Source organism: Ruegeria sp. YTSC230 (assembly GCF_059609665.1).
Genome location: NZ_JBXWMC010000002.1, coordinates 255,681 through 279,900, shown reverse-complemented (window position 1 = coordinate 279,900; position 24,220 = coordinate 255,681). Strand labels below are relative to the sequence as shown.

The 24,220-nt window shown below is 57.6% G+C and carries 24 protein-coding genes; 8 read left to right on the top strand and 16 right to left on the bottom strand.

Features of this window, described 5'->3' with window-relative positions; all coding sequences use genetic code 11:
• Positions 1-87 precede the first annotated feature (87 nt).
• Together AC2FD9_RS05395 and AC2FD9_RS05390 are read left to right on the top strand one after the other, a co-directional pair.
• The gene (locus AC2FD9_RS05395; protein WP_496733935.1) at positions 88-666 is read left to right on the top strand and encodes a nitroreductase family protein; all 579 of its coding nucleotides are present in this window, start codon (positions 88-90) and stop codon (positions 664-666) included.
• Complete coding sequence (locus AC2FD9_RS05390; protein WP_496835751.1) at positions 663-1,361, top strand: EI24 domain-containing protein; 699 nt, start codon at positions 663-665, stop codon at positions 1,359-1,361. Before AC2FD9_RS05395 ends, AC2FD9_RS05390 begins: the two co-directional genes overlap by 4 nt.
• A gap of 3 nt (positions 1,362-1,364) precedes the next feature.
• Here the strand turns inward: AC2FD9_RS05390 and AC2FD9_RS05385 are convergent, their stop codons facing one another.
• Both AC2FD9_RS05385 and mce read right to left on the bottom strand, forming a co-directional pair.
• Positions 1,365-1,640: a DUF1467 family protein gene (locus tag AC2FD9_RS05385; RefSeq protein WP_058275562.1), complete on the bottom strand. Its 276-nt coding sequence runs from the start codon at positions 1,638-1,640 to the stop codon at positions 1,365-1,367.
• A gap of 21 nt (positions 1,641-1,661) precedes the next feature.
• Positions 1,662-2,066, bottom strand: coding sequence for a methylmalonyl-CoA epimerase (gene mce, locus AC2FD9_RS05380; protein ID WP_109313240.1), 405 nt, complete (start codon positions 2,064-2,066; stop codon positions 1,662-1,664).
• Positions 2,067-2,200: 134 nt separating this feature from the next.
• Between mce and AC2FD9_RS05375 the strand changes: the two genes are divergently transcribed.
• The gene (locus tag AC2FD9_RS05375; RefSeq protein WP_108859308.1) at positions 2,201-2,917 is read left to right on the top strand and encodes a response regulator; all 717 of its coding nucleotides are present in this window, start codon (positions 2,201-2,203) and stop codon (positions 2,915-2,917) included.
• 247 nt (positions 2,918-3,164) lie between these two features.
• Here the strand turns inward: AC2FD9_RS05375 and aspS are convergent, their stop codons facing one another.
• The 4 genes from aspS to AC2FD9_RS05355 form a co-directional block, all read right to left on the bottom strand.
• Positions 3,165-4,940: an aspartate--tRNA ligase gene (gene aspS, locus AC2FD9_RS05370; RefSeq protein ID WP_282168949.1), complete on the bottom strand. Its 1,776-nt coding sequence runs from the start codon at positions 4,938-4,940 to the stop codon at positions 3,165-3,167.
• A gap of 78 nt (positions 4,941-5,018) precedes the next feature.
• Entirely contained in the window at positions 5,019-5,690 is a 672-nt protein-coding gene (locus AC2FD9_RS05365) for a CPBP family intramembrane glutamic endopeptidase (protein ID WP_496835748.1), read from the bottom strand.
• The gene (locus tag AC2FD9_RS05360; RefSeq protein ID WP_496835746.1) at positions 5,687-6,334 is read right to left on the bottom strand and encodes an aminotransferase class IV family protein; all 648 of its coding nucleotides are present in this window, start codon (positions 6,332-6,334) and stop codon (positions 5,687-5,689) included. Before AC2FD9_RS05360 ends, AC2FD9_RS05365 begins: the two co-directional genes overlap by 4 nt.
• Entirely contained in the window at positions 6,289-7,416 is a 1,128-nt protein-coding gene (locus tag AC2FD9_RS05355) for an aminodeoxychorismate synthase component I (protein WP_496836069.1), read from the bottom strand. Before AC2FD9_RS05355 ends, AC2FD9_RS05360 begins: the two co-directional genes overlap by 46 nt.
• Positions 7,417-7,592: 176 nt before the next feature.
• Here AC2FD9_RS05355 and carB point away from each other — a divergent pair, with 176 nt between their 5' ends.
• The 3 genes from carB to AC2FD9_RS05340 all read left to right on the top strand — a co-directional run bounded on the left by carB (position 7,593) and on the right by AC2FD9_RS05340 (position 12,827).
• Positions 7,593-10,937 carry a carbamoyl-phosphate synthase large subunit gene (gene carB / locus AC2FD9_RS05350; protein WP_496835745.1) on the top strand — a complete coding sequence of 1,115 codons (3,345 nt, stop codon included), beginning with the start codon at positions 7,593-7,595 and terminating at the stop codon, positions 10,935-10,937.
• A 254-nt stretch (positions 10,938-11,191) separates the two neighbouring features.
• Entirely contained in the window at positions 11,192-11,602 is a 411-nt protein-coding gene (locus AC2FD9_RS05345; protein WP_496769052.1) for a VOC family protein, read from the top strand.
• A 94-nt stretch (positions 11,603-11,696) separates the two neighbouring features.
• The gene (locus AC2FD9_RS05340; protein WP_496835743.1) at positions 11,697-12,827 is read left to right on the top strand and encodes a hypothetical protein; all 1,131 of its coding nucleotides are present in this window, start codon (positions 11,697-11,699) and stop codon (positions 12,825-12,827) included.
• Positions 12,828-12,869: 42 nt separating this feature from the next.
• On the opposite strand, the gene AC2FD9_RS05335 is transcribed toward AC2FD9_RS05340, so the two are convergent.
• Genes AC2FD9_RS05335 through AC2FD9_RS05325 form a run of 3 tightly spaced genes read right to left on the bottom strand, consistent with a single transcriptional unit; the run spans position 12,870 to position 17,430 of the window.
• Positions 12,870-15,917 carry an efflux RND transporter permease subunit gene (locus tag AC2FD9_RS05335; protein WP_496835742.1) on the bottom strand — a complete coding sequence of 1,016 codons (3,048 nt, stop codon included), beginning with the start codon at positions 15,915-15,917 and terminating at the stop codon, positions 12,870-12,872.
• 11 nt (positions 15,918-15,928) lie between these two features.
• The gene (locus AC2FD9_RS05330; RefSeq protein WP_058275964.1) at positions 15,929-16,966 is read right to left on the bottom strand and encodes an efflux RND transporter periplasmic adaptor subunit; all 1,038 of its coding nucleotides are present in this window, start codon (positions 16,964-16,966) and stop codon (positions 15,929-15,931) included.
• Positions 16,963-17,430: a MarR family winged helix-turn-helix transcriptional regulator gene (locus tag AC2FD9_RS05325; RefSeq protein WP_058275550.1), complete on the bottom strand. Its 468-nt coding sequence runs from the start codon at positions 17,428-17,430 to the stop codon at positions 16,963-16,965. Before AC2FD9_RS05325 ends, AC2FD9_RS05330 begins: the two co-directional genes overlap by 4 nt.
• Positions 17,431-17,598: 168 nt before the next feature.
• Between AC2FD9_RS05325 and AC2FD9_RS05320 the strand changes: the two genes are divergently transcribed.
• Complete coding sequence (locus AC2FD9_RS05320; protein ID WP_496835740.1) at positions 17,599-18,723, top strand: beta-ketoacyl-ACP synthase III; 1,125 nt, start codon at positions 17,599-17,601, stop codon at positions 18,721-18,723.
• A gap of 107 nt (positions 18,724-18,830) precedes the next feature.
• Here AC2FD9_RS05320 and AC2FD9_RS05315 read toward each other — a convergent pair whose 3' ends face one another.
• Together AC2FD9_RS05315 and AC2FD9_RS05310 are read right to left on the bottom strand one after the other, a co-directional pair.
• A complete protein-coding gene (locus AC2FD9_RS05315; protein ID WP_496755234.1) occupies positions 18,831-19,424 on the bottom strand; it encodes an HAD-IA family hydrolase in 594 nt (197 codons plus the stop codon).
• A gap of 181 nt (positions 19,425-19,605) precedes the next feature.
• Positions 19,606-20,067 carry a hypothetical protein gene (locus tag AC2FD9_RS05310; RefSeq protein WP_058275729.1) on the bottom strand — a complete coding sequence of 154 codons (462 nt, stop codon included), beginning with the start codon at positions 20,065-20,067 and terminating at the stop codon, positions 19,606-19,608.
• 355 nt (positions 20,068-20,422) lie between these two features.
• Here AC2FD9_RS05310 and AC2FD9_RS05305 point away from each other — a divergent pair, with 355 nt between their 5' ends.
• Complete coding sequence (locus AC2FD9_RS05305) at positions 20,423-21,001, top strand: thymidine kinase (protein ID WP_282151759.1); 579 nt, start codon at positions 20,423-20,425, stop codon at positions 20,999-21,001.
• Here AC2FD9_RS05305 and AC2FD9_RS05300 read toward each other — a convergent pair.
• From AC2FD9_RS05300 to AC2FD9_RS05280, 5 genes are all read right to left on the bottom strand, one after another.
• Entirely contained in the window at positions 20,998-21,948 is a 951-nt protein-coding gene (locus tag AC2FD9_RS05300) for a 2-hydroxyacid dehydrogenase (protein WP_282118994.1), read from the bottom strand. The genes AC2FD9_RS05305 and AC2FD9_RS05300 overlap by 4 nt on opposite strands.
• Complete coding sequence (locus AC2FD9_RS05295; RefSeq protein WP_282118993.1) at positions 21,948-22,286, bottom strand: tRNA-binding protein; 339 nt, start codon at positions 22,284-22,286, stop codon at positions 21,948-21,950. Before AC2FD9_RS05295 ends, AC2FD9_RS05300 begins: the two co-directional genes overlap by 1 nt.
• Positions 22,279-23,094, bottom strand: coding sequence for a pyrroline-5-carboxylate reductase (gene proC / locus AC2FD9_RS05290; RefSeq protein ID WP_108859296.1), 816 nt, complete (start codon positions 23,092-23,094; stop codon positions 22,279-22,281). Before proC ends, AC2FD9_RS05295 begins: the two co-directional genes overlap by 8 nt.
• Positions 23,095-23,130: 36 nt before the next feature.
• Positions 23,131-23,631: a type III secretion system chaperone family protein gene (locus tag AC2FD9_RS05285; RefSeq protein WP_058275545.1), complete on the bottom strand. Its 501-nt coding sequence runs from the start codon at positions 23,629-23,631 to the stop codon at positions 23,131-23,133.
• A gap of 313 nt (positions 23,632-23,944) precedes the next feature.
• Positions 23,945-24,193: an accessory factor UbiK family protein gene (locus AC2FD9_RS05280; protein ID WP_109313257.1), complete on the bottom strand. Its 249-nt coding sequence runs from the start codon at positions 24,191-24,193 to the stop codon at positions 23,945-23,947.
• Between the last annotated feature and the right edge of the window lie 27 nt (positions 24,194-24,220).

Below are 24,220 nucleotides of genomic sequence, written 5' to 3'. Positions count from 1 at the left end.
TTGATCTCCTGCATCCAGCCACTTGCCCTTGAAACCCGCCAGATGTTCAACCACATACACAACCGCCTATGTAAAGGAAGTTAACATATGTCCTTGAAGAATCCGGCCGCTCTGGAGTTTCTGCAATCGCGCCGGTCGCGCCCTGCAAAAACGCTGATTGAACCCGCGCCCACGCGGGACCAGCTGTTGCCCCTGCTAACCGCCGCGGCGCGCAGTCCGGATCATGGCAAGCTGGAACCCTGGCGTTTCATCGTACTCGATAAAGGCGCTATGCCGCGCCTTGCCCAATTGACCGAAGAATGTGGCTCGGCGCTGGGTAAATCCGCTGAGGACATAGCCAAGGCCCGCAACCAGTTCGACATGGGCCATCTGGCGGTCGCCGTGATCGAGGTTCAAAAACCCTCCGCGAAAATCCCTGCAATCGAACAGACCTATTCCGCAGGCGCAGTGTGCCTGGCTTTGCTGAACGCGGCACTTGCCGCCGGTTGGGGCGCAAACTGGCTGTCCGGTTGGCAGACCCACGACCGCGACTTTTGCCAAAAGGCGTTCGGACTGCAAGAAAATGAACGCGTCGCGGGTCTGGTCCATATCGCGACCGAGGGCAAAGCACCGCCCGAAAGACCCCGCCCTGACGTGGATGGGTTGACGCAGTGGGTTTCGGAATGACCATTCTCAACGCCTTTTTTGCAGCACTGGGACAGATCGGCGACCCAAAGTTCCGGGCTGTCCTGTTGCGCGGCGTTGGTCTGACGATCGTTTTGTTGATCGCCGCTTGTGCTTTGGCAATCTGGCTGATCAACCGGCTGTCGGGGAACGAGATCTCTCTGCCCTTTATCGGTGCCGTGCCGTGGCTGAACGATGTGCTAAACTATTCCGGCATCTTTATCGTCCTGATCCTGCCCGTGTTTCTGATGGTCCCGGTGGCCTCGGCGATTACGTCGATGTTTCTGGAAGACGTCGCGCAAGCGGTCGAAGACAAGCATTACCCATCTTTACCAACTGTTCCCGGCATTCCGTTCAGCGAAAGCCTGCGCGACGGGCTGAGCTTCATGGGGATTCTGATCGTTGCCAACCTGCTGGCCCTGATCCTCTATGCGATCTTTACTCCGCTCGCCCCCTTCATCTTCTGGGGCATGAACGGTTTCTTGTTGGGACGGGAATACTTTACGTTGGCTGCCATGCGCAGGTTAGGTCGGGAAGGTGCACGTAAGCTGCGCGCCAAACACGCAACAACCATCTGGATGGCAGGCATTTTGATGGCGATCCCGCTATCCGTGCCGCTGGTGAACCTTGTGATCCCAATCCTTGGCGTCGCAACGTTCACCCATATCTACCACAAGCTATCAGGGCCTATGGCTTAAAGATCAACCGCGCGGCTCCAGCTGGTTCAACCAGTCGAAATCACGCACAGAAATCACGCCGGACAGGATGATGCCTGCTATGATGGCCCAAAGCACCACCGTGATACCGGTGGTGATCCACATCTTTTTCTTCAAGTGATGCTCTTCCGGTGCGCCCGCGTGGGTGCCCGGAACGATATCACCCAGATCGCCCTGCGTCTTGATGCGGATTGGCAGCACCACCAGCAAGGTCATGAACCAGATCACGGCGAACAGAACGGCCGCACCAGTAATCGACATCTCATCCCCTCCGGGGTTAGGTTACACCTGTTCCAGCTCGACCAGGCAGCCGTTAAAATCTTTGGGGTGCAGGAACAGCACCGGTTTACCATGCGCACCGATCTTGGGCTCACCCGAACCCAGCACGCGTGCGCCGGTTTCCTTCAGGTGATCGCGGGCAGCGATGATATCCTCGACCTCATAGCAGACATGGTGGATGCCGCCAGCGGGGTTCTTTTCCAGAAACCCGTTGATCGGGCTGTCATCGCCCAACGGATAGAGCAGTTCGATCTTGGTATTGGGCAGTTCGATGAACACAACTGTGACGCCGTGATCCGGCTCATCCTGTGGCGCGCCGACTTTCGCGCCCAGCGCGTTGCGGTACTGCTCAGAGGCGGCCTCAAGATCGGGTACGGCAATGGCTACGTGGTTCAGTCGACCAATCATGGAACTCTCCTCTATTCTGCGTTGCAGCGGTTATGGGGGCAGATTGAACAAAGAACAAGTGCGCCAAATTGCCGTTAACGCCCTGTTAGCCAGAAGTTCCTAGCGTGAGGTATCTGCTGATTAGGAGTTCCGCCATGGACGATTCGAGCCCCTTCGCCTCTCCCGCGCAGCCGACGGCCACGCGGCCCCTGCTGGGACAAACTATTCTGGTTGTGGAAGACAGCCGCTATGCCTGCGACGCCATCCGCTTGATGTGCCTGCACAGCGGCGCGCGCATCAGGCGGGCGGATTGCCTGCAATCGGCACGGCGTCACCTGCAGATCTACCGCCCCTCTGTCATCATTGTGGACATGGGGCTGCCGGACGGGTCCGGCGCGGATCTGATCGCCGATCTGTCTGAGGCTGCGCCCCGTATTGGGGCCATTCTTGGCATGTCCGGGGATGACCACATGAAACGCACCGCAATGCGGGCGGGTGCCGACGGTTTTCTGGAAAAACCCCTCAAATCGCTGGCCTATTTCCAGACATCCGTTCTGGAACGTTTGCCCGAAGATCGCCGCCCCAGCAGCCTGCATGCCGTCCGGGATGAAATCATTAACGCCGATCCGTTGGCCTATCAGGATGACATGGCCCATATCGCCGACATTCTGGCTGGTCCGAATGATCAGCGCACGCTGGATTACGCGGCACAGTTTCTGCGCGGGGTCGCCCGCGATGCCGACGATACAGTTCTGGCAGAAGCGGCGCAGCGGCTGGCCGAGTCCCGGGCAGACGGGACCCCAGTAACGGCCGTCGCCGCTCAGGTCGCCGGGATTGTGCAGACCCGTTTGGAACAACGTGAGGCGATTTGAGATGATGACCGCTTACTTCATAACCGCAACGATCCTGTGCCTTTGGGTCTACTGGCAAACCCGCGCTACCGCCCGTGATATTCGCTCCAGCCGGAAGTCATTTAAGGACCCATGGGAATAGGTCGCCAACAAACGGGCTATGCAGACCTGTGACCAAGCTATGAATACCGGTCCATAGCCATGACCTTTGTACAAGCGCAAACCATGAGAAAACCCGCTGCAGGGTAAGCAGCGGGTTTTGTCATTCTCAGTCTTGAGGGATGATCCGCAGGCCCAGCTCCATCATCTGATCCGAAGTCGGATCGGATGGTGCGTCCATCATCAGGTCCTCGGCACGCTGGTTCATGGGGAACATCATGACCTCGCGGATGTTGGCTTCATCGGCCAGCAGCATCACGATACGGTCGATACCAGCGGCGCAGCCACCGTGCGGCGGGGCACCATAATGGAAGGCGTTGAACAGCGCACCAAAGCGGCTTTTGACTTCATCCTCGCCATAGCCTGCCAGCTCAAAGGCCTTAAGCATGATCTCGGGCTTGTGGTTTCGGATTGCACCCGACACCAGCTCATACCCATTGCAAGCCAAGTCGTACTGATAGCCTCGCACATCCAGAGGATTGCCTTCCAGAGCCTCCATTCCGCCCTGCGGCATCGAGAACGGGTTGTGTTCAAAGTCGATGGCACCGGATTCTTCGTCCTGCTCGTAGATCGGAAAATCCACGATCCAGGCAAAGGCGAAGCGGTCTTTCTCGGTCAGGTTCAGTTCCTCACCGATCACATCACGCGCCTTGCCTGCGACTTTTTCAAAGGCTTTCGGCTTACCACCCAGGAAGAACGCCGCATCACCAACGCCCAGCCCCAATTGCTGACGGATGGCCTCGGTGCGTTCGGGGCCGATGTTTTTGGCCAGCGGACCTGCGGCCTCCATCCCTTCGCCCTGATCGCGCCAGAAGATGTAACCCATGCCGGGCAAACCCTCTTTCTGAGCGAATGCGTTCATGCGGTCGCAGAACTTACGGCTACCACCGGTCGGCGCGGGGATGGCGCGGATTTCGGTGCCTTCCTGCTCCAGCAGCTTCGCGAAAATCGCGAAGCCAGACCCGCGGAAGTGGTCAGAGACCACTTGCATTTTAATAGGGTTGCGCAGGTCCGGCTTGTCGGAACCGTACCACAATGCAGCATCCTTGTAGGAAATCTGCGGCCATTCCTGATCGACCTTACGCCCTCCGCCGAACTCTTCGAACACACCGGTCAGAACCGGCTGGATCGTGTCGAACACGTCCTGCTGTTCGACAAACGACATCTCAAGGTCAAGCTGGTAGAAATCGGTGGGCGAGCGGTCGGCACGTGGGTCTTCGTCACGGAAGCAGGGCGCGATCTGAAAATACTTGTCGAAGCCCGACACCATGATCAGCTGTTTGAACTGCTGTGGGGCCTGCGGCAGCGCGTAGAACTTGCCCGGGTGCAAACGCGACGGCACAAGGAAGTCACGCGCGCCTTCAGGCGACGATGCGGTGATGATCGGCGTCTGGTACTCGCGGAAGCCCTGATCCCACATGCGCTTGCGCATCGAGGCGACAACGTCCGAGCGCAGGGTCATGTTCTGCTGCATCGCCTCGCGGCGCAGGTCCAGGTAACGGTAGCGCAGACGCGTTTCTTCGGGGTATTCCTGATCTCCGAACACCATCAGCGGCAGTTCGTCAGCCGCGCCCAGAACCTCAAGCTCCCGCACATAAACTTCAATCTCACCGGTCGGCAGTTTCGAGTTCACCAGCTCCGGGTCACGTGCTTTGACGGTGCCGTCGATGCGGATACACCATTCCGAACGTACTTTCTCAAGCTCGGCAAAAGCTGCACTGTCGCCATCACACAGAACCTGTGTCACACCGAAATGATCGCGCAGATCAATGAACAGCACGCCGCCGTGATCTCGGACCCGATGCACCCAACCGGACAGGCGGACGGTTTCACCGACATTGGCGGCGGTCAGTGCGGCGCAGGTGTGGCTGCGGTAGGCGTGCATGGATTTATCCCTTCGGGCGTAGAATTCGTCGCGCCGGTACACCCTGTCAGGCTTGGAAAGTCAAGGCAGGTCGCGCCGTCAAAACGGCCTTTGCACGTTGCCGGAATAGAAATAGATGCCCAGACCCGCCGCAAAGATAACATTACCCGCAATAGCGTGCAGCAGGACCGCGTAGAAAAACGACCCGCGTTGGCGGTAGGCCCAAGTGAACAACAGCCCTCCGCCAAAGGTCATGATGGCGACAATCCAGTTCCAGTACATCAGGTGGGCCAGCGAAAACAGGGACGCGTTCAGTAGGTAAGCCGCCTTCCCGTTTGGAAGGATCGCCTGGTAGCGGCGGAAAAACAGTGATCGGAACAAAAGCTCTTGCGGCAGAGCCGAAGCGATCGGGTACGCCAGCCAGATCACTGCCAGGAATTCGGGCCGGTAGAGAAGCATGCGAAATGCAACGTCCGGTCGCATCGCCATAACGACCGCCGAGCAAAACGCCGTCATGGCAACAGCAAAAAGAGCGATTTCGCGCCACGTCCAATTGCGCCAGTTGTACCGAAGTTCGGCCCAGGTAAAACCGGGCGTGTAATGGAGCAGGATGATACCGATGGCCGTGAACGTGAACAGCGACGGAAACATCCAATTCGGAGGGAAGAAGACCGCGATCAGAACTGGTACTGCGACAAAGAACAGGCCGAACTCCAGCCGTAGCCGCAGGTGATGCGTCCCGTCGCGCGCCCAATCGCTCTGTTTGCTCACAATACCGCCAACTCCGCCCGGATCAGGCCACGTAAGGAATTCCCCACGAAAACTTTTTCTGCGTTTTTCAGATCGGTCAAGAACAAGACGCTTTCGGTAACCTGTTTATTATCAATCAGTTCTTCTCGCAGAATCCCCGGAAGCAATCCGCAGGTCAGCTTTGGCGTCAGACGTCGGCCGTCCGGCATGTGCAGGAACAGGTTGGTGATGGTCCCTTCGCACAGCTCGTCACGCTCGTTCAGGAACAGAAATTCGTCTATTCCGTCCGGCAGCGATGCGCGAGCCGTGTCGTAAACAGAGCGTTGGGTCGTCTTGTGCTGCAACCAAACATCCGACGCGGAAAGCCGCATTTTGGTGACCGCGACCCGCCATAATGGTGGGTTACCGGCCAGTACTCCGGTTGTCACATCGTATGTTCCATCAACTGCCAGCGTAAGCCGGCAACGCTGAGGTGATTGCCCTACGACATTGTCCAGTGCCTGGATAGCGGCGCCCGCATCGAAAGGAATGCCCATGGCCACAGCTGACCGAGCCATACGGGCCAGATGCCGATCTCGGCGAACGAACCCTTGCCCGGGTCGAAAGGCCAGTGTTTCGATCAGGCGGAAGTCAGGGTCAGCTGGTGGGCAAAGCGAGCTTTCCATAGCGCTTCCTCATATTCCGATGGGGCCGTGCTGTCCCAGATCACTCCACCGCCGACGTTGAGGGTGGCCGAGCCATCCTCGACCATCAGCGTCCGGATCGCCACGTTGAATTCTGAACGCCCGTCCGGCGCGGCCCAGCCGATCGCACCGCAATAAACATCGCGAGGCCAGGGTTCGAGATTGGACAAAATCTCCATGGCTCGAATTTTGGGGGCACCGGTGATGGAACCGCAGGGAAACAGAGCCGTCAGGATATCGGACAGCTCGGCGCCCATATGCAGCTGCGCCTGCACCAGCGAGATCATCTGATGCACGGTCGCATAGGTTTCGACCTTGAACAGTTCGGGCACCTTAACGGATCCGGGCATCGCGACGCGGCTGATATCGTTGCGCAACAGATCGACGATCATCAGGTTTTCAGCCCGGTTCTTTTCGTCGACCGCCAGGAACGCCCGACGCCGGGCGTCTTCAGCCATATCCTCGCTGCGGGGTTGGGTCCCCTTCATTGGGCGGGTTTCGATCCCGCGGTCCGCGTTCGTGCGAAAGAATAGCTCAGGAGACCGGCTGAGTAGATCGGGCAACCCATCCTGCTGGATCAGGGCGCCGTGACCTACGGGCTGTCCGGCTGTGAGCGCGGCATAAAGCGCGGCGCTGTTGCCCTGTACGGTCATATCAATCGGGAATGTCAGGTTGGCCTGATAAATATCCCCTGCCCCAATGGCGTCATGCACATGTTGAAACGCCTGCGTGTACCGCGCCTCGTCCCAGCGCGGTTCAAAATGGGTCACCCCACCGGATGCAGCGGGCAATTCCCGCTGAATGGGGTGATCATAAACGCCGAAGCATAGTAAAGGCAGCCGACGGCCATCTGGCATGCGGTCAGACAGGCGCGGTTCCAGCACGTACCCCAGCTCATAGCTAGCATAGCCAGCCAACCAAGCCCCTTGCGCGCGCGCCTCGTCCAGCGCCTCCAACGCTTGGGGCACGTCCTCCGCATTGTCCGCGCGGATCATCTCGGCTGGCCGGTCAAAACTGGTTCCTGACCCGGCTGGCCCCTGATCAAAACGAATACGCAATTGCATCCTCATTTGCCGTGCTGCGCGGTATAGAGAATACGCCGCCAAGGGAAAGGGGGGAAAGCGGCAATTTCGCCCCTGTTTCCGATCCCCCTTGCACCTTTTCGCGCGGTCCCTATAACGCAGGACAATTTGGGCGCTTGGGGGTGCCCTGAATCGCGGACAATCGAAGGAACGTGGCCATGCCGAGAAGAACCGACATTCAGTCGATCATGATCATCGGGGCGGGCCCCATTGTTATTGGTCAGGCTTGCGAGTTCGACTATTCCGGCGCTCAGGCCTGCAAGGCACTACGGGAAGAAGGATACCGGGTCATTCTGGTGAACTCAAACCCCGCCACGATCATGACCGACCCCGGGCTGGCCGACGCGACATATATCGAACCGATCACGCCAGAAGTTGTCGCCAAGATCATTGAAAAAGAACGCCCCGACGCGCTGCTGCCCACCATGGGCGGGCAGACCGGCCTGAACACCTCGCTCGCGCTGGAAGAGATGGGCGTGCTGGACAAGTTTGGCGTCGAGATGATCGGTGCCAAGCGCGACGCCATTGAAATGGCCGAAGACCGCGCCTTGTTCCGCGAGGCGATGGACCGGCTGGGCATCGAAAATCCCAAGGCCGAGATCGTGACTGCCCCCAAGAACGAAAGCGGCAAGAAAGACCTGGACGCCGGTGTGGCGCTGGCCCTCGAAACCCTTGAAAATGTCGGCTTACCCGCCATCATTCGCCCCGCCTTTACGCTGGGCGGCACAGGCGGCGGCGTGGCGTATAACCGCGAAGACTATATCCATATTTGTCGCACCGGCATGGATGCCTCGCCAGTGGGCCAGATCCTAATCGACGAAAGCCTTTTGGGATGGAAAGAATACGAGATGGAAGTGGTGCGCGACACCGCCGACAATGCCATCATCGTCTGTTCCATCGAAAACATCGACCCAATGGGCGTGCACACGGGTGACTCGATCACCGTTGCCCCGGCCCTGACGCTGACCGACAAAGAATACCAGGTCATGCGCAATCACTCGATTGCCGTACTACGCGAGATCGGGGTCGAGACCGGCGGATCGAACGTGCAATGGGCGATCAACCCGGTCGACGGACGGATGGTCGTGATCGAGATGAACCCGCGCGTATCGCGGTCTTCGGCGTTGGCGTCAAAGGCAACCGGTTTCCCGATTGCCAAGATCGCCGCCAAGCTGGCTGTGGGCTACACGCTGGACGAGTTGGACAACGACATCACCAAGGTCACCCCGGCCAGCTTTGAGCCGACCATCGACTATGTTGTCACCAAGATCCCAAAATTCGCGTTCGAGAAGTTCCCCGGCTCCGAGCCCTACCTGACCACCGCGATGAAATCGGTGGGTGAGGCGATGTCCATCGGCCGCACTATCCACGAATCGATGCAAAAGGCGCTGGCTTCAATGGAATCGGGCCTGACCGGGTTTGATGAGATTGAAATCCCCGGCCTGAACGTAGGCGTTTGGGACGAAGTCGACGACAAGGCCGCCGTTATCAAGGCAATCAGCCAGCAGACGCCTGACCGTCTGCGCACCATTGCTCAAGCAATGCGCCACGGGCTGACCGATGATGAGATCTTTGGCGTCACCAAGTTCGACCCTTGGTTCCTTGCCCGTATCCGCGAGATCATCGAAGCCGAACGCCAAGTACGCAAAGACGGCCTGCCCGTGACCGAGGAAGGCATCCGTAAGCTCAAGATGCTGGGCTTTACTGACGCGCGTTTGGGAAATCTGACCGGTCGTGACGAAGACAACGTCCGCCGGGCGCGCCGCAATCTGGGTGTTACGGCCGTGTTCAAACGCATCGACACCTGCGCCGCCGAGTTCGAGGCGCAGACGCCCTATATGTACTCGACCTACGAAGCCCCCATGATGGGTGACGTAGAATGCGAGGCGCGTCCGTCTGACCGCAAGAAAGTCGTCATCCTTGGCGGTGGCCCGAACCGGATTGGTCAGGGCATCGAGTTCGACTATTGCTGCTGCCACGCCTGTTTCGCGCTGACCGACGCTGGTTATGAAACCATCATGATCAACTGCAACCCCGAGACCGTGTCGACCGACTACGACACCTCGGATCGTCTGTATTTTGAACCTTTGACTTTCGAACACGTCATGGAAATCCTGACGAAGGAACAGGAAAACGGCACCCTGCACGGCGTGATTGTTCAGTACGGCGGTCAGACCCCCCTGAAACTAGCCAACGCGCTGGAAGCCGAAGGCATCCCGATCCTGGGCACCACGCCGGATGCCATCGATCTGGCCGAAGACCGTGAACGCTTTCAGGCGCTGGTTAATGATCTGGGCCTGAAACAGCCCAGAAACGGCATCGCTTCAACCGACGCGCAAGCGCTGGATATTGCTGAAGAGATCGGTTTCCCGCTGGTGATCCGCCCCTCTTACGTTTTGGGCGGTCGTGCGATGGAAATCGTGCGCGATATGGATCAACTGAGGCGCTACATCAACGAGGCCGTGGTCGTCTCGGGCGACAGCCCTGTGCTGCTGGACAGCTACTTGGCCGGTGCGGTCGAGCTGGACGTGGATGCGCTGTGCGATGGTACCGACGTGCATGTTGCGGGCATCATGCAGCATATCGAAGAGGCGGGCGTACATTCCGGCGACTCGGCCTGTTCGCTGCCGCCCTACTCGCTATCGGCAGAGATTATCGATCAGATCAAGGGCCAGACGTTCAAGCTGGCCAAGGCGCTGAACGTTGTCGGCCTGATGAATGTGCAGTTCGCGATCAAGGACGATGAAATCTACCTGATCGAAGTGAACCCACGCGCCTCGCGGACCGTACCGTTTGTGGCCAAGGCGACCGACAGTGCGATTGCTTCGATTGCGGCACGCGTCATGGCCGGTGAGAAACTTTCGAACTTCCCCATGCGCCCCGCTTATAAGGAAGGTCAGGACACCAAGATTGCCGACCAGATGACGCTGGCCGATCCGGACATGCCGTGGTTCTCGGTGAAAGAGGCTGTTTTGCCTTTTGCCCGCTTCCCCGGCGTTGACACCATTCTGGGCCCGGAAATGCGTTCCACTGGCGAGGTCATGGGCTGGGACCGCGACTTCCCGCGCGCCTTCCTCAAGGCGCAGATGGGCGCAGGCATGGTTCTGCCCTCTTCGGGTCGTGCGTTTATCTCGATCAAGGACGCCGATAAAGGTGCCGCTATGCTTGAAGCCGCTCAAGTTCTGACGGAACAGGGCTTTTCGCTTGTCGCGACCCGTGGCACACAAAGCTGGTTGGCCGAGCAGGGCGTTGCCTGTGAGATCGTCAACAAGGTCTATGAGGGTCGCCCGGACGTGGTCGATATGTTGAAAGACGGCCAGGTTCAGCTGTTGATGAACACCACCGAAGGCGCGCAAGCGGTTGAGGACAGCAAAGCCATCCGATCCATCGCACTGTATGACAAGATCCCATACTACACGACAGCTGCCGCAAGCCACGCCGCCGCGCTGGCGATCAAGGCGCAGGCCGAAGGCGATGTCGAGGTTAGATCGCTGCAGGGCTGATCGGCCTTAACCTGCTTACACGACCGAACGTTTCGCGCGCCCGTTGACCTTGTGTCCCCGGGCGCGCATCTTTTCTATGATTGAGCAGAAGGAAAAAAACAAATGCGCAGGTTTATGGTTTTCGCCGCAATGATGACGCTTGCAGCGTGTGATGTGCCCTTTGTCCCGTTGATCTAAATCAGATTTCAGTGCTGTTTTTCTGTAACCCTCCGATATAAAGGCCGTGTGATACCGTCCCTATATCGGGGGAAGCCGTGCGCCTGTACGTCACTTATGGAACAAATGACCTGTCGCGGGCCATTAAGTTCTATGACGCGATCTTTTCTGTCTTGGATCTGCCACGCCTTCCGGGATGGACCAAAGATCGTGCGGGTTGGGGAACCGAACCAGACGATGGGACCGGGTTCTGGATACACACACCCTTTGACGGGAACCCTGCCAATGTGGGCAACGGGACGATGATCGCATTTCCCACCCAAAGCGCCGCAACGGTCCGACAGTTTCACACAGCAGGGCTGGAGCATGGTGGCACAGACGCTGGTGCCCCGGGTACAAGAGACTATTACGCACCTGATTTCTATGTCACTTATCTGCGCGACCCTGACGGGAACAAACTGTCCTGTTTTTATTATCACTATGACCCGGCAAGGGATCCGGGCGACTGAACCCGGCGCCAGAAATACCGATGAGCTGGCGATCTAAGCGCATGTAAGTTGGCGGCAACAATTCGAAATTGCCAGCAAGTTTAAGGCAACGACTTTGACACAAGAGCACTATCCGATTTTTGCCTCCAGCAGCCTTACGGAACTCGGGCTACGCCGCGAAATGAAACCGGGCCATGTTGGCCCAGACTATACCGAGCACGCGTACGACTATGACACGTTCTGGTACGATGCATTTTGGGACCGGGGCAGCCTGGTGGTTTTCTGCCCAAAACTGTTCGGCCTGTACCACGTGATCCGAGAAGGCCAGTTTTATCTGGATGAAGACAAAGTCGGGAAACCCCGCCTGAAGTCCCATGAGTTCTATGATCTATTGATCATCCGGACGTCAAAGAAGCCACAAACCCTAAGGTTTGAATGGCGCGGTTCTGGTGTCGAGTCGCCCGTGAATTCGGTCCAGCAGGATTCGGCCCCTCACACTGGGAAAAACGTGGCCGTAACCTTGTCGCGTGACAACGACCTGACCTGGATTGAAGATTTTGCCCGTTACCATTGTCAGATGCATGGGCTGGAGCAGATGCTGTTCTTCGACAATGCCTCAACCCGGTATGGGCTGGACGACATCCGCGAAGCGCTGAGGCGGGGTGGGATCCATAACCCAACGGTGCTGTCCGCGCCTTTCAGGTACGGCGTTGTTTCGCAAGACAGAAAGGGCAAAAACCGTCACAATACGATGTTTCTGCAGACTTCGCTGCTGAACATCGCGCGCTTGCGTTTTCTTTCGGGCGCTCGCGCGGTTCTTCAATGTGATATTGATGAACTGGTCTGGTGCAAAAGCGGTTCAATTTTTGACCTCACCCAAAAACGGCCAACCGGGTTTGTCCGCCTGGGTGTGGAATGGCGGTATCCGGATGCAGGCTGCACCGAAAATTTTCGACATTCCGATCACATCCGCAAAAAGGCGGACGACAAACTGTGCAGAGCCAAATACTGCATCGCGCCCTCTGGTCCTCTTTGGTTTACGTCATGGCACGTCCACACAATCGGGCTGTTGAAGTCACGAGGCAGTCTGATCACCCCAAAATCCAATGGCGTCTGGCATTGCAAGGCAATCACGTCGAGCGCTTGGCGAAGTTATGACACTAATGCCCGATCCAACTATGACATTGCCCCTGAAACGCAGGCGGCCTTAGACCGAGTCAATTGGTCGAAAAACCCGGCTGGATAGGACACCAGCCGGGTTTGAGAAATTCGACAAAAATCTGAGCTGTTACGCAGCGGCTTCTTTAATCTCACGCTTTTCATCTCGCGCGAAGAAGATCATGTAGAAGACGGGCGCTGCGACCATCGTCAGGATTGTCGCGAAGGCCAGGCCGCCCATAATCGTCACCGCCATGGACTTGAAGAACGCATCTGTCAGCAACGGCGCCATGCCCAGAATAGTGGTGATCGCGGCCAGCATCACTGGGCGCAGACGTGAGACCGAGGCCTCGATGATCGACTCGCGCAAGCCTTTGCCGGTTTCGCGGACCAGATCGATTTCCTCGACCAAAACAATGCCGTTCTTGATTAGCATCCCCGACAGGCTGAGCAGACCCAGCAGCGCCGTGAAGGTGAACGGAAGACCAGTACCCAACAACCCGATAACCACGCCATTTACGGACATCGGCACCAGCAACCAGATGATAATCGGCTGACGGATGGCGTTAAAAATCAGCACCGAAATCAGCACCATGATCAACAGGCTGACCGGCAACTGACGGCCCAGGCTTTCGTTGGCGTCACCGGCGTTTTCGAACTCGCCACCCCACTCCATGCGATACCCTGCGGGCAGTTCCATCTCTTCGATGGCAGCGCGCACTTCCGAGTGGACCTGAGCCGCCGTCAGACCCGCCGGAATTTCGGCGCCGACGGTAATGGTCAGCACCCGGTCACGACGATGAACCAGCGTGTTGAGCGATTTGTACTCGAACCCGTCGACCATCTGTTCGATTGGCACAAACTTTTCGGACTGGTCCGAGTACACGACCTGATCGACGATCGAGTAATCTCCGTCCGCAGGCCGGCGGATAATGATCGGGATCAAACGGTCGCGTTCCCGGAAGACACCCGCCCTGATGCCATCGGTCGAAAATTGCAGCGTTCCCGCGATATCTTCACGGGTGACACCGGCAGTCTGCGCTCGTTCTGTCGCATAGATAGGCTGAACCGCCAGTTCTTTCTCACGCCAGTCCTGATAGACATGCAAAGCGTTCTCGGACGCACCGCGCATCCGCTGAATCGCCTCGTCCGCAAGCTGCCGCAGAACGGCCGGATCACTGCCCGAGAACCGGGCCTGGATCGGATCACCGCCGCCAGGGCCAAAGATCAGACGCTTGGTGCGGAACTCACCTTCGGGGAATTGAGCCGAGCCAAACGCCTCTAGATCAGCCTGCAATGCGGGAATGTCATCCAGAGTTTCGGTGCGGATTATCATGTGGCCATAGCTGGGGTTCGGTTTCTCTGCCGAATAGGTCAGCAGAAACCGGGTTGCCCCCTGCCCAACAAATGTGGTGACGGCAACGACATCGTCGCGTTTGTCCAGCCATTCTTCGAATACAGCCATATCCTCGGCCGTTCGCGCGATGGGCGTACCTTGCGGCAGTTTGTAGTGCACGAAGAACAGCGGCGTGTTCGAATCCGGGAAGAACTGCTGTTTGACCAGTCCAAACCCGGCGAAACAGGCAACAGTGACGCTAATCAAACCGGCAACAACCAGCCAGCGGAACCGGAGCGCCCAGCGCAGGATGCTGCCGTAGACACGGAACATGATCCCGCCATAGGCATCCACAGCGCCTGCCTCACCCTGCTTGAAGAAATAGTGGCCCAGCATTGGTGTCACCGTCAGTGCCAGCACCCAGCTCAGCAGCAGTGAAATACCGATCACCGCAAACAGAGAGAACAGGAACTCGCCCGTCGCATCCGGGCTAAGACCGATCCCTGCAAAGGCCATGATCCCGATGACGGTCGCGCCCAACAACGGGATTTGCGTCTTGGACGCGGCCTCATCCGCGGCATCGCGCGAGTTTTTCCCGCGCAGCATTGCGATCTGCATGCCCTCAGCCACAACGATGGCGTTGTCCACCAGCATTCCCATCGCGATGATCAGTGCTCCCAGCGAAATCCGCTCCATCTCGATCGAGAACATCGACATGAACAGCAGCGTTCCCACCACGGTCAACAACAGGGTTGAGCCGACAACAACCGCCGCGCGCCATCCCATGAACACCGCGAGTACGATAACCACAATGGTCACGGACATGGCGAGATTTACCAGAAAGTCATTCGAGGCCTGCTCGACCACCACGTGCTGTTGGTAGATCGGCAGGATTTCGACGCCAAACGGGATTTGCGAGTCCAGCTCGGCGAATTTTGCATCAGCGCGTTTGCCGACCTCGACAATGTTTTCGGTGGACAGACCCGCAATGCCCAATGTGAAAGCTTCGGTCCCGTTGAACCGGATCATCACCTCGGGGTCGGTCTGGCGGCCACGATATACGTCGGACATATCAAACAGGTTGATCACCTGCCCTTGCGAACCTACCGACAATCCCGCAATCGCTGAGACACTGTCCGACCCTTCGGCAGTCAGGATGGTCGTGCGGTCATTCTCTGAGCGGACCGAGCCCGAAGCGTTCACCGAATCCGCATTGGCAATGGCCTCATTGAGGGACTGCAGTGGCACATTCTGGTTCACCGAGATGGCCAGATCGGGCTCTACAAAGATCGCCTCTTGCGGCAGGCCCATCACTTCTACGTCTGCGACGCCTTCGACGGTCAGCAATTCGCGCCGCAAGTAGGTCGACAGTTCGTGTTTTTCAGCGTCTGAAAACCCATCAGCCGTTACTGCATAGAACAGCCCGAACACGTCGCCGAACCTGTCGTTGACCAGCGGCGCCTGCACTCCGGACGGCAGGCTACGGGCCGTGTCACGCACCTTGGCGCGCAGCTTGGTCCAGATTTCAGGTAATTCGGATCCGTCATATGTTGATTGGATCTCAACCTCGATCAGCGAAAGACCGGGCTGGTTCACGGATGTGATCGTATCAACCTCACCCATTTGCTGGATGGCGGATTCTAGAGGCTCGGATACCTCCAGCGCCACCTGTTCAGCGGTTGCACCGGGATATTGGGTCACGATGACCGCGTTTTTGATGGTGAAGGCCGGATCTTCCAGACGTCCCAACGACAGGAAACCCCAGACGCCACCAAACAGGGCGATCAGGATTATCAGCCACGTATAGATCGGGCGGTCAATGGATGCGCGCGCAATGTTCATCGATCCGCCCTTCAGTTCGCAAAGCCAGCAAAGCGGCGAACGGCTTGGCCATCTGTCAAGGTGCTGCCACCCGCGACGACGATCTCATCGCCATCGTTCAACCCGGTCAAAACACGGACTTCGCCGGTCTGCGTGGGTTCGATGGTAACCGGCACAAGCTGGACGGCGCCTTCATCGGCCCCAACCGGTGAAAACACCATGACGCCCAGACCGCCCTCTGCGTCCGAAATGATGGCCGTTGCAGGCACAACGATACCTGTCCGAGCGTCCTGGACCTTCACATTCACGGTCACTGACGAACCAGGCAAAATCTGCAATCCTTCGGGTGGCGTGAGGCCAAATTGGATGCGGAAAGTCTGACCCACGCTTGAGGTTTCGGCGTCAAATTCCCGGATCTGCAGAGGGAAGACCTCGTCGCTGGTTGGAAACTTCGCCGTAATCGCAATGTCATCTTCCTGACCCGATCGTTGGAACAGGATTTCCGGAACATCTACTTCGATCCGCAATTCGGACATATCGTGGATACGCACGATGGGCGCCCCTGCGTTTACAGTCGTAAAAGCCTCGACCGTTCGGCGTGAGACCAGCGCGTCAAACGGCGCGGTCAGTGTCGCATGTTCCAGATCGTATTCTGCATCGCGGACGGCGATATCCGCCAGTTGCGCTTCGGTTTCCGCGTCATCCACTGCCACCTGACTGGCTGTGGTTCCCCGCAGACGGGAAAGGCGGGCGACGGTACGATCTGCCTGATCCTTTTGCAGGACAGCGCGGTCATAGCGGCGCTGGAATGGTTCCTGATCCAATTGTGCGATCAGCTCGCCCTTGGGTATCACGAACCCCTCGGTCACCGGCATTTCGACGATTTGCCCGGAAACCTGAAAGGCCAGATCGACCGTTTGTCGCGCAGCGACGCGTCCAAAAAACTGGCGCGAAAAACCGGGCGATGTCTCTTGGACCATCATTAGTTTTACGGGTTTGGCGCTATCCCGCGCCAAAACAGAGGTGGCAAACACGGTCAAAGCGACGCTCAGTACAGTGAAGAGTTTCATTTCTTCAATCCCTCAGGAATTCCTGTTTTCATTATGTTTTCCCGGATCTTCCGGGCCAGTCGTGCAAATTCGGCAGTTTCGTCAGCATCCAGCCCAGAGGCTCGGCGGAACAGATCCCCCGCTTCGGACATCAGCACCTGCCGCATCTCAAGCCCCTTGTCCGTCAGAACCAACAACCACGCCCGACGGTCTTCCGGATCGCGCTGTCGGGTCAGGTATCCTGCCTCTTCTAGCGCGTCAGCGGTTGACGTGATGGTGGACGGCACCGTCAGCATGTCTGCAGCCAAAACGCCCATGCGTTTGGGTCGCTCAAGCTTGACCATCATATGGCATTCCTGATGGCTCAGCCCGACCTCTAGTGCGTCCAGGCTTTCTTCCAGTTTCCAGTACAGCGCATAGACCCCCATCATCGCCTGCACTTCGGGGCTGAGGCAGCGGATCAGCGCACTGTCGTCATGGGTCATCGGTGAATCCGTTTGTAACTTTGGCCCCGCATATACTTCGAAATATGAACTATTCAAGATGTGAAGTGGGTTTCAGCGCAAACTTTGACATTCCCTTGGGTCAACGTCTCTTGATCTAACCCATATATGACTGCATTTTGGGCGAATCCGAAACATTCAGGTCTTATCATGTACACGCCCGCGATCACTGGCTCAGGTGTTTTCACCCCCGAAAACGTCATCACCAACGCCGAGCTCGTCACGGCTTTCAATAAGTATGCCGACAAGATGAACGCCCAAAACGCAGACGCAATCGCGGCAGGTGAGATTGAGCCGATGCAGCATTCGTCGGAAGAGTTCATCTTCAAGGCCTCGGGTATCGAGAAACGCTACGTGATGGACAAGGACGGTGTTCTGGACCCTGACGTGATGCATCCCTTGTTGCGTCAACGTAGCGATGACGAACCGGGCATCATGACCGAGATGGCCGTGGATGCGTGTAAAAAGGCGCTGGAACAGGCCGGGCGCAGCGCCGAGGACGTTGATCTGGTGATCTGTGCCGCGTCTAACCACGAACGCGCCTATCCCGCCGTCGCGATCGAAATCCAGCAAGCGCTTGGGATCAACGGGTTCGGGTTTGATATGAATGTCGCCTGTTCTTCAGCCACTTTCGGGATTCAGGCCGCCGCAGACATGGTCCGCTCCGGCTCGGTCCGCGCCGCATTGGTGGTAAACCCCGAGATTTGTTCAGGCCATCTGGAATGGCGCGACCGCGATTGCCATTTCATCTTTGGCGACGTGGCCACCGCCACTTTGATCGAGCGGGTCGAAGACGCGAAGGGTCCGCATTTCGAAATTTTATCGACACGCTGCGCGACCGAATTCTCGAACAATATCCGCAACAACAACGGCTTCCTGCGCCGTTCACGCCCTGACGGGGTGGTCGACCGTCGTGACATGCAGTTCATGCAGAACGGGCGCAAAGTCTTCAAAGAGGTGCTGCCGATGGTCAGCAGGCACATCTCGGATCACATGGACGCGGAAGGCGTGAACAGCGATGACCTGAAACGCCTGTGGCTGCATCAGGCCAACAAAACGATGAACGATTTCATTGGTAAGAAAGTGCTGGGCCGCGAGCCTGAAGCAAGCGAACAGCCCAACATCCTGCAGGACTATGCCAACACCTCCTCGGCCGGGTCCATCATCGCGTTTTCCAAGTATTCGGATGACCTGTCAGAGGGAGATGTCGGCCTGATCTGTTCGTTCGGTGCGGGGTATTCGGTTGGATCGGTGATCGTCAAACGGCACAGTTGACTTCTTGGCATCGCGACACACCGATCACAATCCAGGATACGCCGCACCACAGCGCGCAAGACGACATTAGGAACGCTTGATTGGGACGCAAAAGGTATAATACCCGCTTAACTTACACTGCGGTGTAGAATCGTGGAAAGGCGTTCGGTTCCATCCCAATGGACAGCCTTCCATCCTGCGGATCGGGCTGCCTCAATATTCGGCAGGGTATCATCGACCAGCAAAAGTTCACCCGGTTGGCGCCCGACCTCCCGCGCTGCGAAAGCGAAGAACTCAGGTTTTGGCTTTCTGCACCCTGCTTTTGCTGAGTACACGATGCCGTCAACTTCATCGCCGAGCGCCATTGTCTGCATGAGATAGATTGCTCTCATGTGATCCTGGTTGGTTGCAAGATAAACAGGTATGCCTTTGCGTCTCGCCTCTTGCACATCCGCAACAGTGGTTTCGACTATACTTGAATCCCCTCTAAACCAATAGTCTATCAAATCAGGAGCTTTGATGGTCGGTGCAACACGCTTCAGAACAGCCTCTAGTATCGGTAAGAGTTCAGCCCGTCCCTCGACAATGGCAGTCCATTCAGTTTTGAAAAACTCTTCCGCAAGCAGATTAGGATCTAGTCCCAGATCCTTCGATAAATCAGTGTCCCATCGCAGACCATCGCCGGGACGACCGTCGACGAGGACACCATCAACATCAAGCATCAGGCATTTTGCCATTACCGAACCATTTGGTGATGTAACTGGAATGGTGCACTAGTCGCTTGCGGAACAAATGAAACGAAACACACCTGTTCAAATCCAATTCAACCTAAAGACTGCTGAAGAGGTTGCGGGTTGTTCACAGGAACATCGTCCTGATCCCTGGGCGGTGCACACCGAAACCTCAGCTCACGCTTTCCTCTTCCAGGTGCAGCTTCATGTCCAGCAGGACCTGTTGCAGCTGGCTCGTTTCCCTCAACAGACGCTTGGCTTCGTTCACCGTGATGATGCCATCCTCGATCGCCGATTGATATTCGGTCATCAGCATCGCAAACCGCTGGCTCAGCGCGATGACGTCAGAATTCACTCCACCGGTGCGGGGGCTGTCGTCATTGCGCCCGTCATAGGACAGGGTGATATTCTTCAGATCGGCAAGCGCCGAGGTGACGTGAGGGAAGTTTGCCACTGCCTCAAGCCGCGCCACCGCATCGACCGGCATGAACCGATCAGTATGTTCGACATTGTCAGAATAATAACGGCCCAACGTGGCTTTTGATTTGCCGGTAATCTCGCACGCGGATTCGATTCCCACGTCTTTAACCAGCGCTTCTGTGTGTTTTTTCAGGTAGGCCCCGATATCTGCCATGTTTTTACCTTTACTGCCTGCACGCCCCACTAAATCTGCCATTGCGGGGGAAAGGGAAAAGAAAATTCCCATACTCGATTCATAATTGAAATGTCATATGTTGGCTATCCCTCAGATATGCGGGGGTTTTGTGAGTGAGTGGCGGCATTTAATGCCGGTAATGAGTGATTGCGGGTCGGTATTCTTGTCCCGCTACGGTTAGGCCGCATGTTGGCCGACGGCGTCGCCGTTGTTGGGGCGGGGGGATCCATCCCCAATGGGCTTACGCTCGACCTCTGCAACGATAATGGCGACGTCGCTTTTTGAAGGCTATTGATGGCTTGCCCGAATTGGACAGGCGTTTTAGACCCAACCCATGGCAAAACTATACTTTAATTATTCGACGATGAACGCGGGAAAATCGACCGTGTTGCTGCAGGCCTCGCACAATTACCGTGAGAGGGGGATGGACACCTATTTGATGACCGCGGCCCTAGATGGCCGGGCCGGTGTCGGCAGGATTGCGTCGCGGATCGGCATATCGGCCGATGCGGACACGTTCACCGCCGAAACCGACGTTTTTGCGATGATTGAACAGCGCCTGAAAAAAGGGAACGTCACCTGCGTCTTTATTGATGAGGCGCAATTTCTGACCGAAGAGCAAGTCTGGCAATTGGCCCGCGCAGTGGATGACCTGCGGGTGCCTGTCCTTGCCTATGGCTTGCGCGTGGATTTTCAGGGCCACCTGTTTCCCGGCTCCGCTGCCTTGCTGGCGTTGGCGGACGAGATGCGCGAAGTGCGGACCATTTGCGAGTGTGGGCGCAAGGCCACGATGGTCATCCGTCAGGACGAAAACGGCAACGCCATCACCGAAGGCGCACAGGTACAGATCGGCGGCAATGAAACCTATGTTTCGCTCTGCCGCAAACATTGGCGCGAGGCCGTCGGGCGCTAGACCGGGTTCGGCAAAGATCGCCCCGCGACGAAAGCTGTAACGTTATCCAGCGCTATATGCCCCATATCGGTGCGGACCTCTTCGGTCGCGGTGCCAAGATGGGGCAATATCGTCACATTCTCCATATCGCGCAGGGCCTGCGGAACGGTGGGTTCGAACTCATAAACATCAAGGCCCGCGCCTGCGATCTGACCGGATTGCAGGGCAGCGATCAGGGAGGGTTCGTCCACAACTTCTCCGCGCGCGATGTTGATCAAGATGCCCGAAGGTTTCATCGCCTCCAGCACCGGCGCATTGATCAGGTGGCGCGTTTGCGCACCGCCGGGCACGGCGAGCACCAGGAAATCGACCGCAGCGGCCAGTTCTTTCAGGTCGGGTATGTTTTCTGCGGGAAATTCCACCTCTTTCGGGCTGCGCGACTGGTACGCCACGTCCATCCCGAAACCAAAATGGCAACGCCACGCGATCGCCTGACCAATACGGCCCATCCCGACGATCCCAACGCGTTTTCCGGTCACATGATGCCCCAGCATTTGCGTCGGATGCCAGCCTTGCCAGTTGCCCGAGCGGACCAGCCGTTCTCCCTCGCCCGCGCGGCGCGCGGTCGACAACAGCAAGGTCATCGCGATGTCAGCAGTGGCATCGGTAACCGCACCGGGGGTGTTAGTGACCTGAATCCCTGCGGTCTGTGCGGCAGCGACATCGATATGGTTGTACCCCACACCGAAATTGGCCAGCAGTTTACAGCGCGGCTGCGGCACTTCGGAGAAGATTGTGGCCGAAAACTGATCCCCCAGCGTCGGAACCACCACATCGAACTCAGCCAATGCGCGCCGCATTTCGTCGGGCGACATTGGCAGCGTGCTGCTGCGGATTTCGACGTCGAACTCGGCGCGGGCGCGCGCCTCGACAGCGGCGGTCATGGGGCGTGCGATCAAAAGTTTCATCAGTGCATCCGTCCGCCGGTTGGAACCTCGCCATCCGGACCGATCAGAACGATCTCGCCCTTGTCATCGGGCAGGCCCAGCACCAGAACCTCGGACATGAACTTGCCGATCTGGCGCGGCGGGAAATTGACAACGGCCATCACCTGTTTGCCCACCAGCGTCTCCGGATCGTAATGCGCCGTTATCTGGGCTGAGGTTCGGCGCTCGCCAATATCGTCACCAAAGTCGATCCACATCTTGATCGCGGGCTTACGGGCCTCAGGATAGGGTTCTGCCCGGATGACCTTGCCGACGCGGATGTCGACCTTCAGAAAATCGTCGAATGAAATCTCACTCACGGGACAGCTCCTTGGATCGGTCAGTTGCGGCCTTGACGGCGCGGTGCAGCAGGTCGGGGAAACCCTCTTCCTCATGCATCAGCACTTCCAGCGCTGCCTGCGTCGTACCATTGGGCGACGTTACGTTGACGCGCAGTTGCGAAGGGTCTTCGTCGGCCGCCATTGCCAAAGCCCCTGCCCCGGCCACCGTGGATTTGGCCAGCTTCATCGCCAGATCGTGCGGCAGACCCTGAGCCTGCCCGGCAGCGGCCAGCGTTTCGATCAGATGAAAGACATAAGCCGGACCAGAGCCACTAAGACCTGTCACCGCATCCATCTGCGATTCCTCCTCAAGGCGAACTGTGTCACCGATGGCGGACAGCAGGTTTTCGGCAAGAGAAACATCAGCATCCGATGCAACCAAATTGCCAATCAGCGCCGTGATTCCCTGCCGGATTGCTGCCGGAGTGTTCGGCATGGCGCGCACGATCGGAGTGCCTTCGCCCAGTACATTCTCGAAGGTTGCAATAGACGTACCCGCAGCGACCGAGACGAAAAGGCTACCGCCACCGCCCAACGCCTTGATCGATGGCAGCGCATCGCCCATCATTTGCGGCTTGACGGCAACCAGCACGACCGCCGGGGCCTCGGGTAATGGAGTGTTGATATTGACGCCCTGCGCCTTCAGCCATTCTGAGGGGTACGGATCAATCACCCAGACAGCTGACGCAGGAAGGCCATGCTCCAGCCAACCGGCGAGCATGGCCGAACCCATCTTGCCGCACCCCAGAAGAACCAGCCCCTGCTCGGCGACGCGTGACATGTCCATGATTGCCCCTCTCCTTATCCGGTTTGGGGCAAAGCTTTACGCGCGGCCGTAGGCCTCTGCAATGGCGACCTGCATTGCATCCTCGGGATCGCGGTTGCCCCAGGTGACCAGTTGGATCGCGGGGTAATAGCGCTCGGCGCTCAGAACCGCAGCGGTGATCATCGTGTCGATCTGTTCCGGGCTGGCCATCTGGCCACCCGCTAGAACCAAACCATACCTGTAGACCATCAGCTTTTGATTGGCCCAGTAGGTGAACGCCCCTGCCCAGCACTGATCGTTCATCTTGTTGAGCAGCTCATAAAGCACGTTTTCACGCTCGGAAGGCGGCTCCATTTCGAAAGAACACACCATGCGGAGCGTTTCGTCATAGTTGGACCAGGCCAAGGTGATCGAATAGGTGCGCCACTGTCCTTCGACAGCCATGGCAATCTGATCATCCCCGATCCGGTCGAAATCCCAGTCGTGGTGTTCGGCAAGATGTTCAACAATGTCGATTGGATGAAGGTCTTCTTCGAGAAACTGTTCGGAAAGGGCCATAATGCCACCTCACTAATCTCTAGCCTTTTAGGGGCTGGCAGCGCCCCAGCGCTAGTTGCTTGCTCTACAAGCCGGGCTTCCCCAGTCTGCCTGTACTAGATATGGTGCGCCGCGGGCAGGGATCTGGCAACCCTATTTGTTGGGGATAACAGCAATAAGTTGTGGACAGTCAGCAACGGCGATCAAAATATTGGTGCTACCGCCAGCTTTGTCTTGATTAAATTTGGTAAGGCGTCAGAATACACAACACCGCACAATCCCAGCGTGGATTGCGCGGCGGTTTTCTTTTTTCAAAATCTCGAGTGTGCGGAACTTATTTGTCCAGTTTGGTTTCAAGCGCCGCAATGCGCGCCTCAAGTGCGGCGTTCTCTTCGCGCGCTTTCTGGGCCATGGCGCGCACAGCATCAAACTCTTCGCGCGTGACGAAATCGCGGTCGGCCAGCCAGCGGTCGATCATCGACTTCATCGCGTTTTCGGCCTCGTCTTTCGCGCCTTGGGCCACGCCCATGGCATTGGTCATCAGTTGGGAAACGTCATCAAGAATCTTGTTACGGGTTTGCATGGCTTTACTCCGGTATCGCGGTTGGTC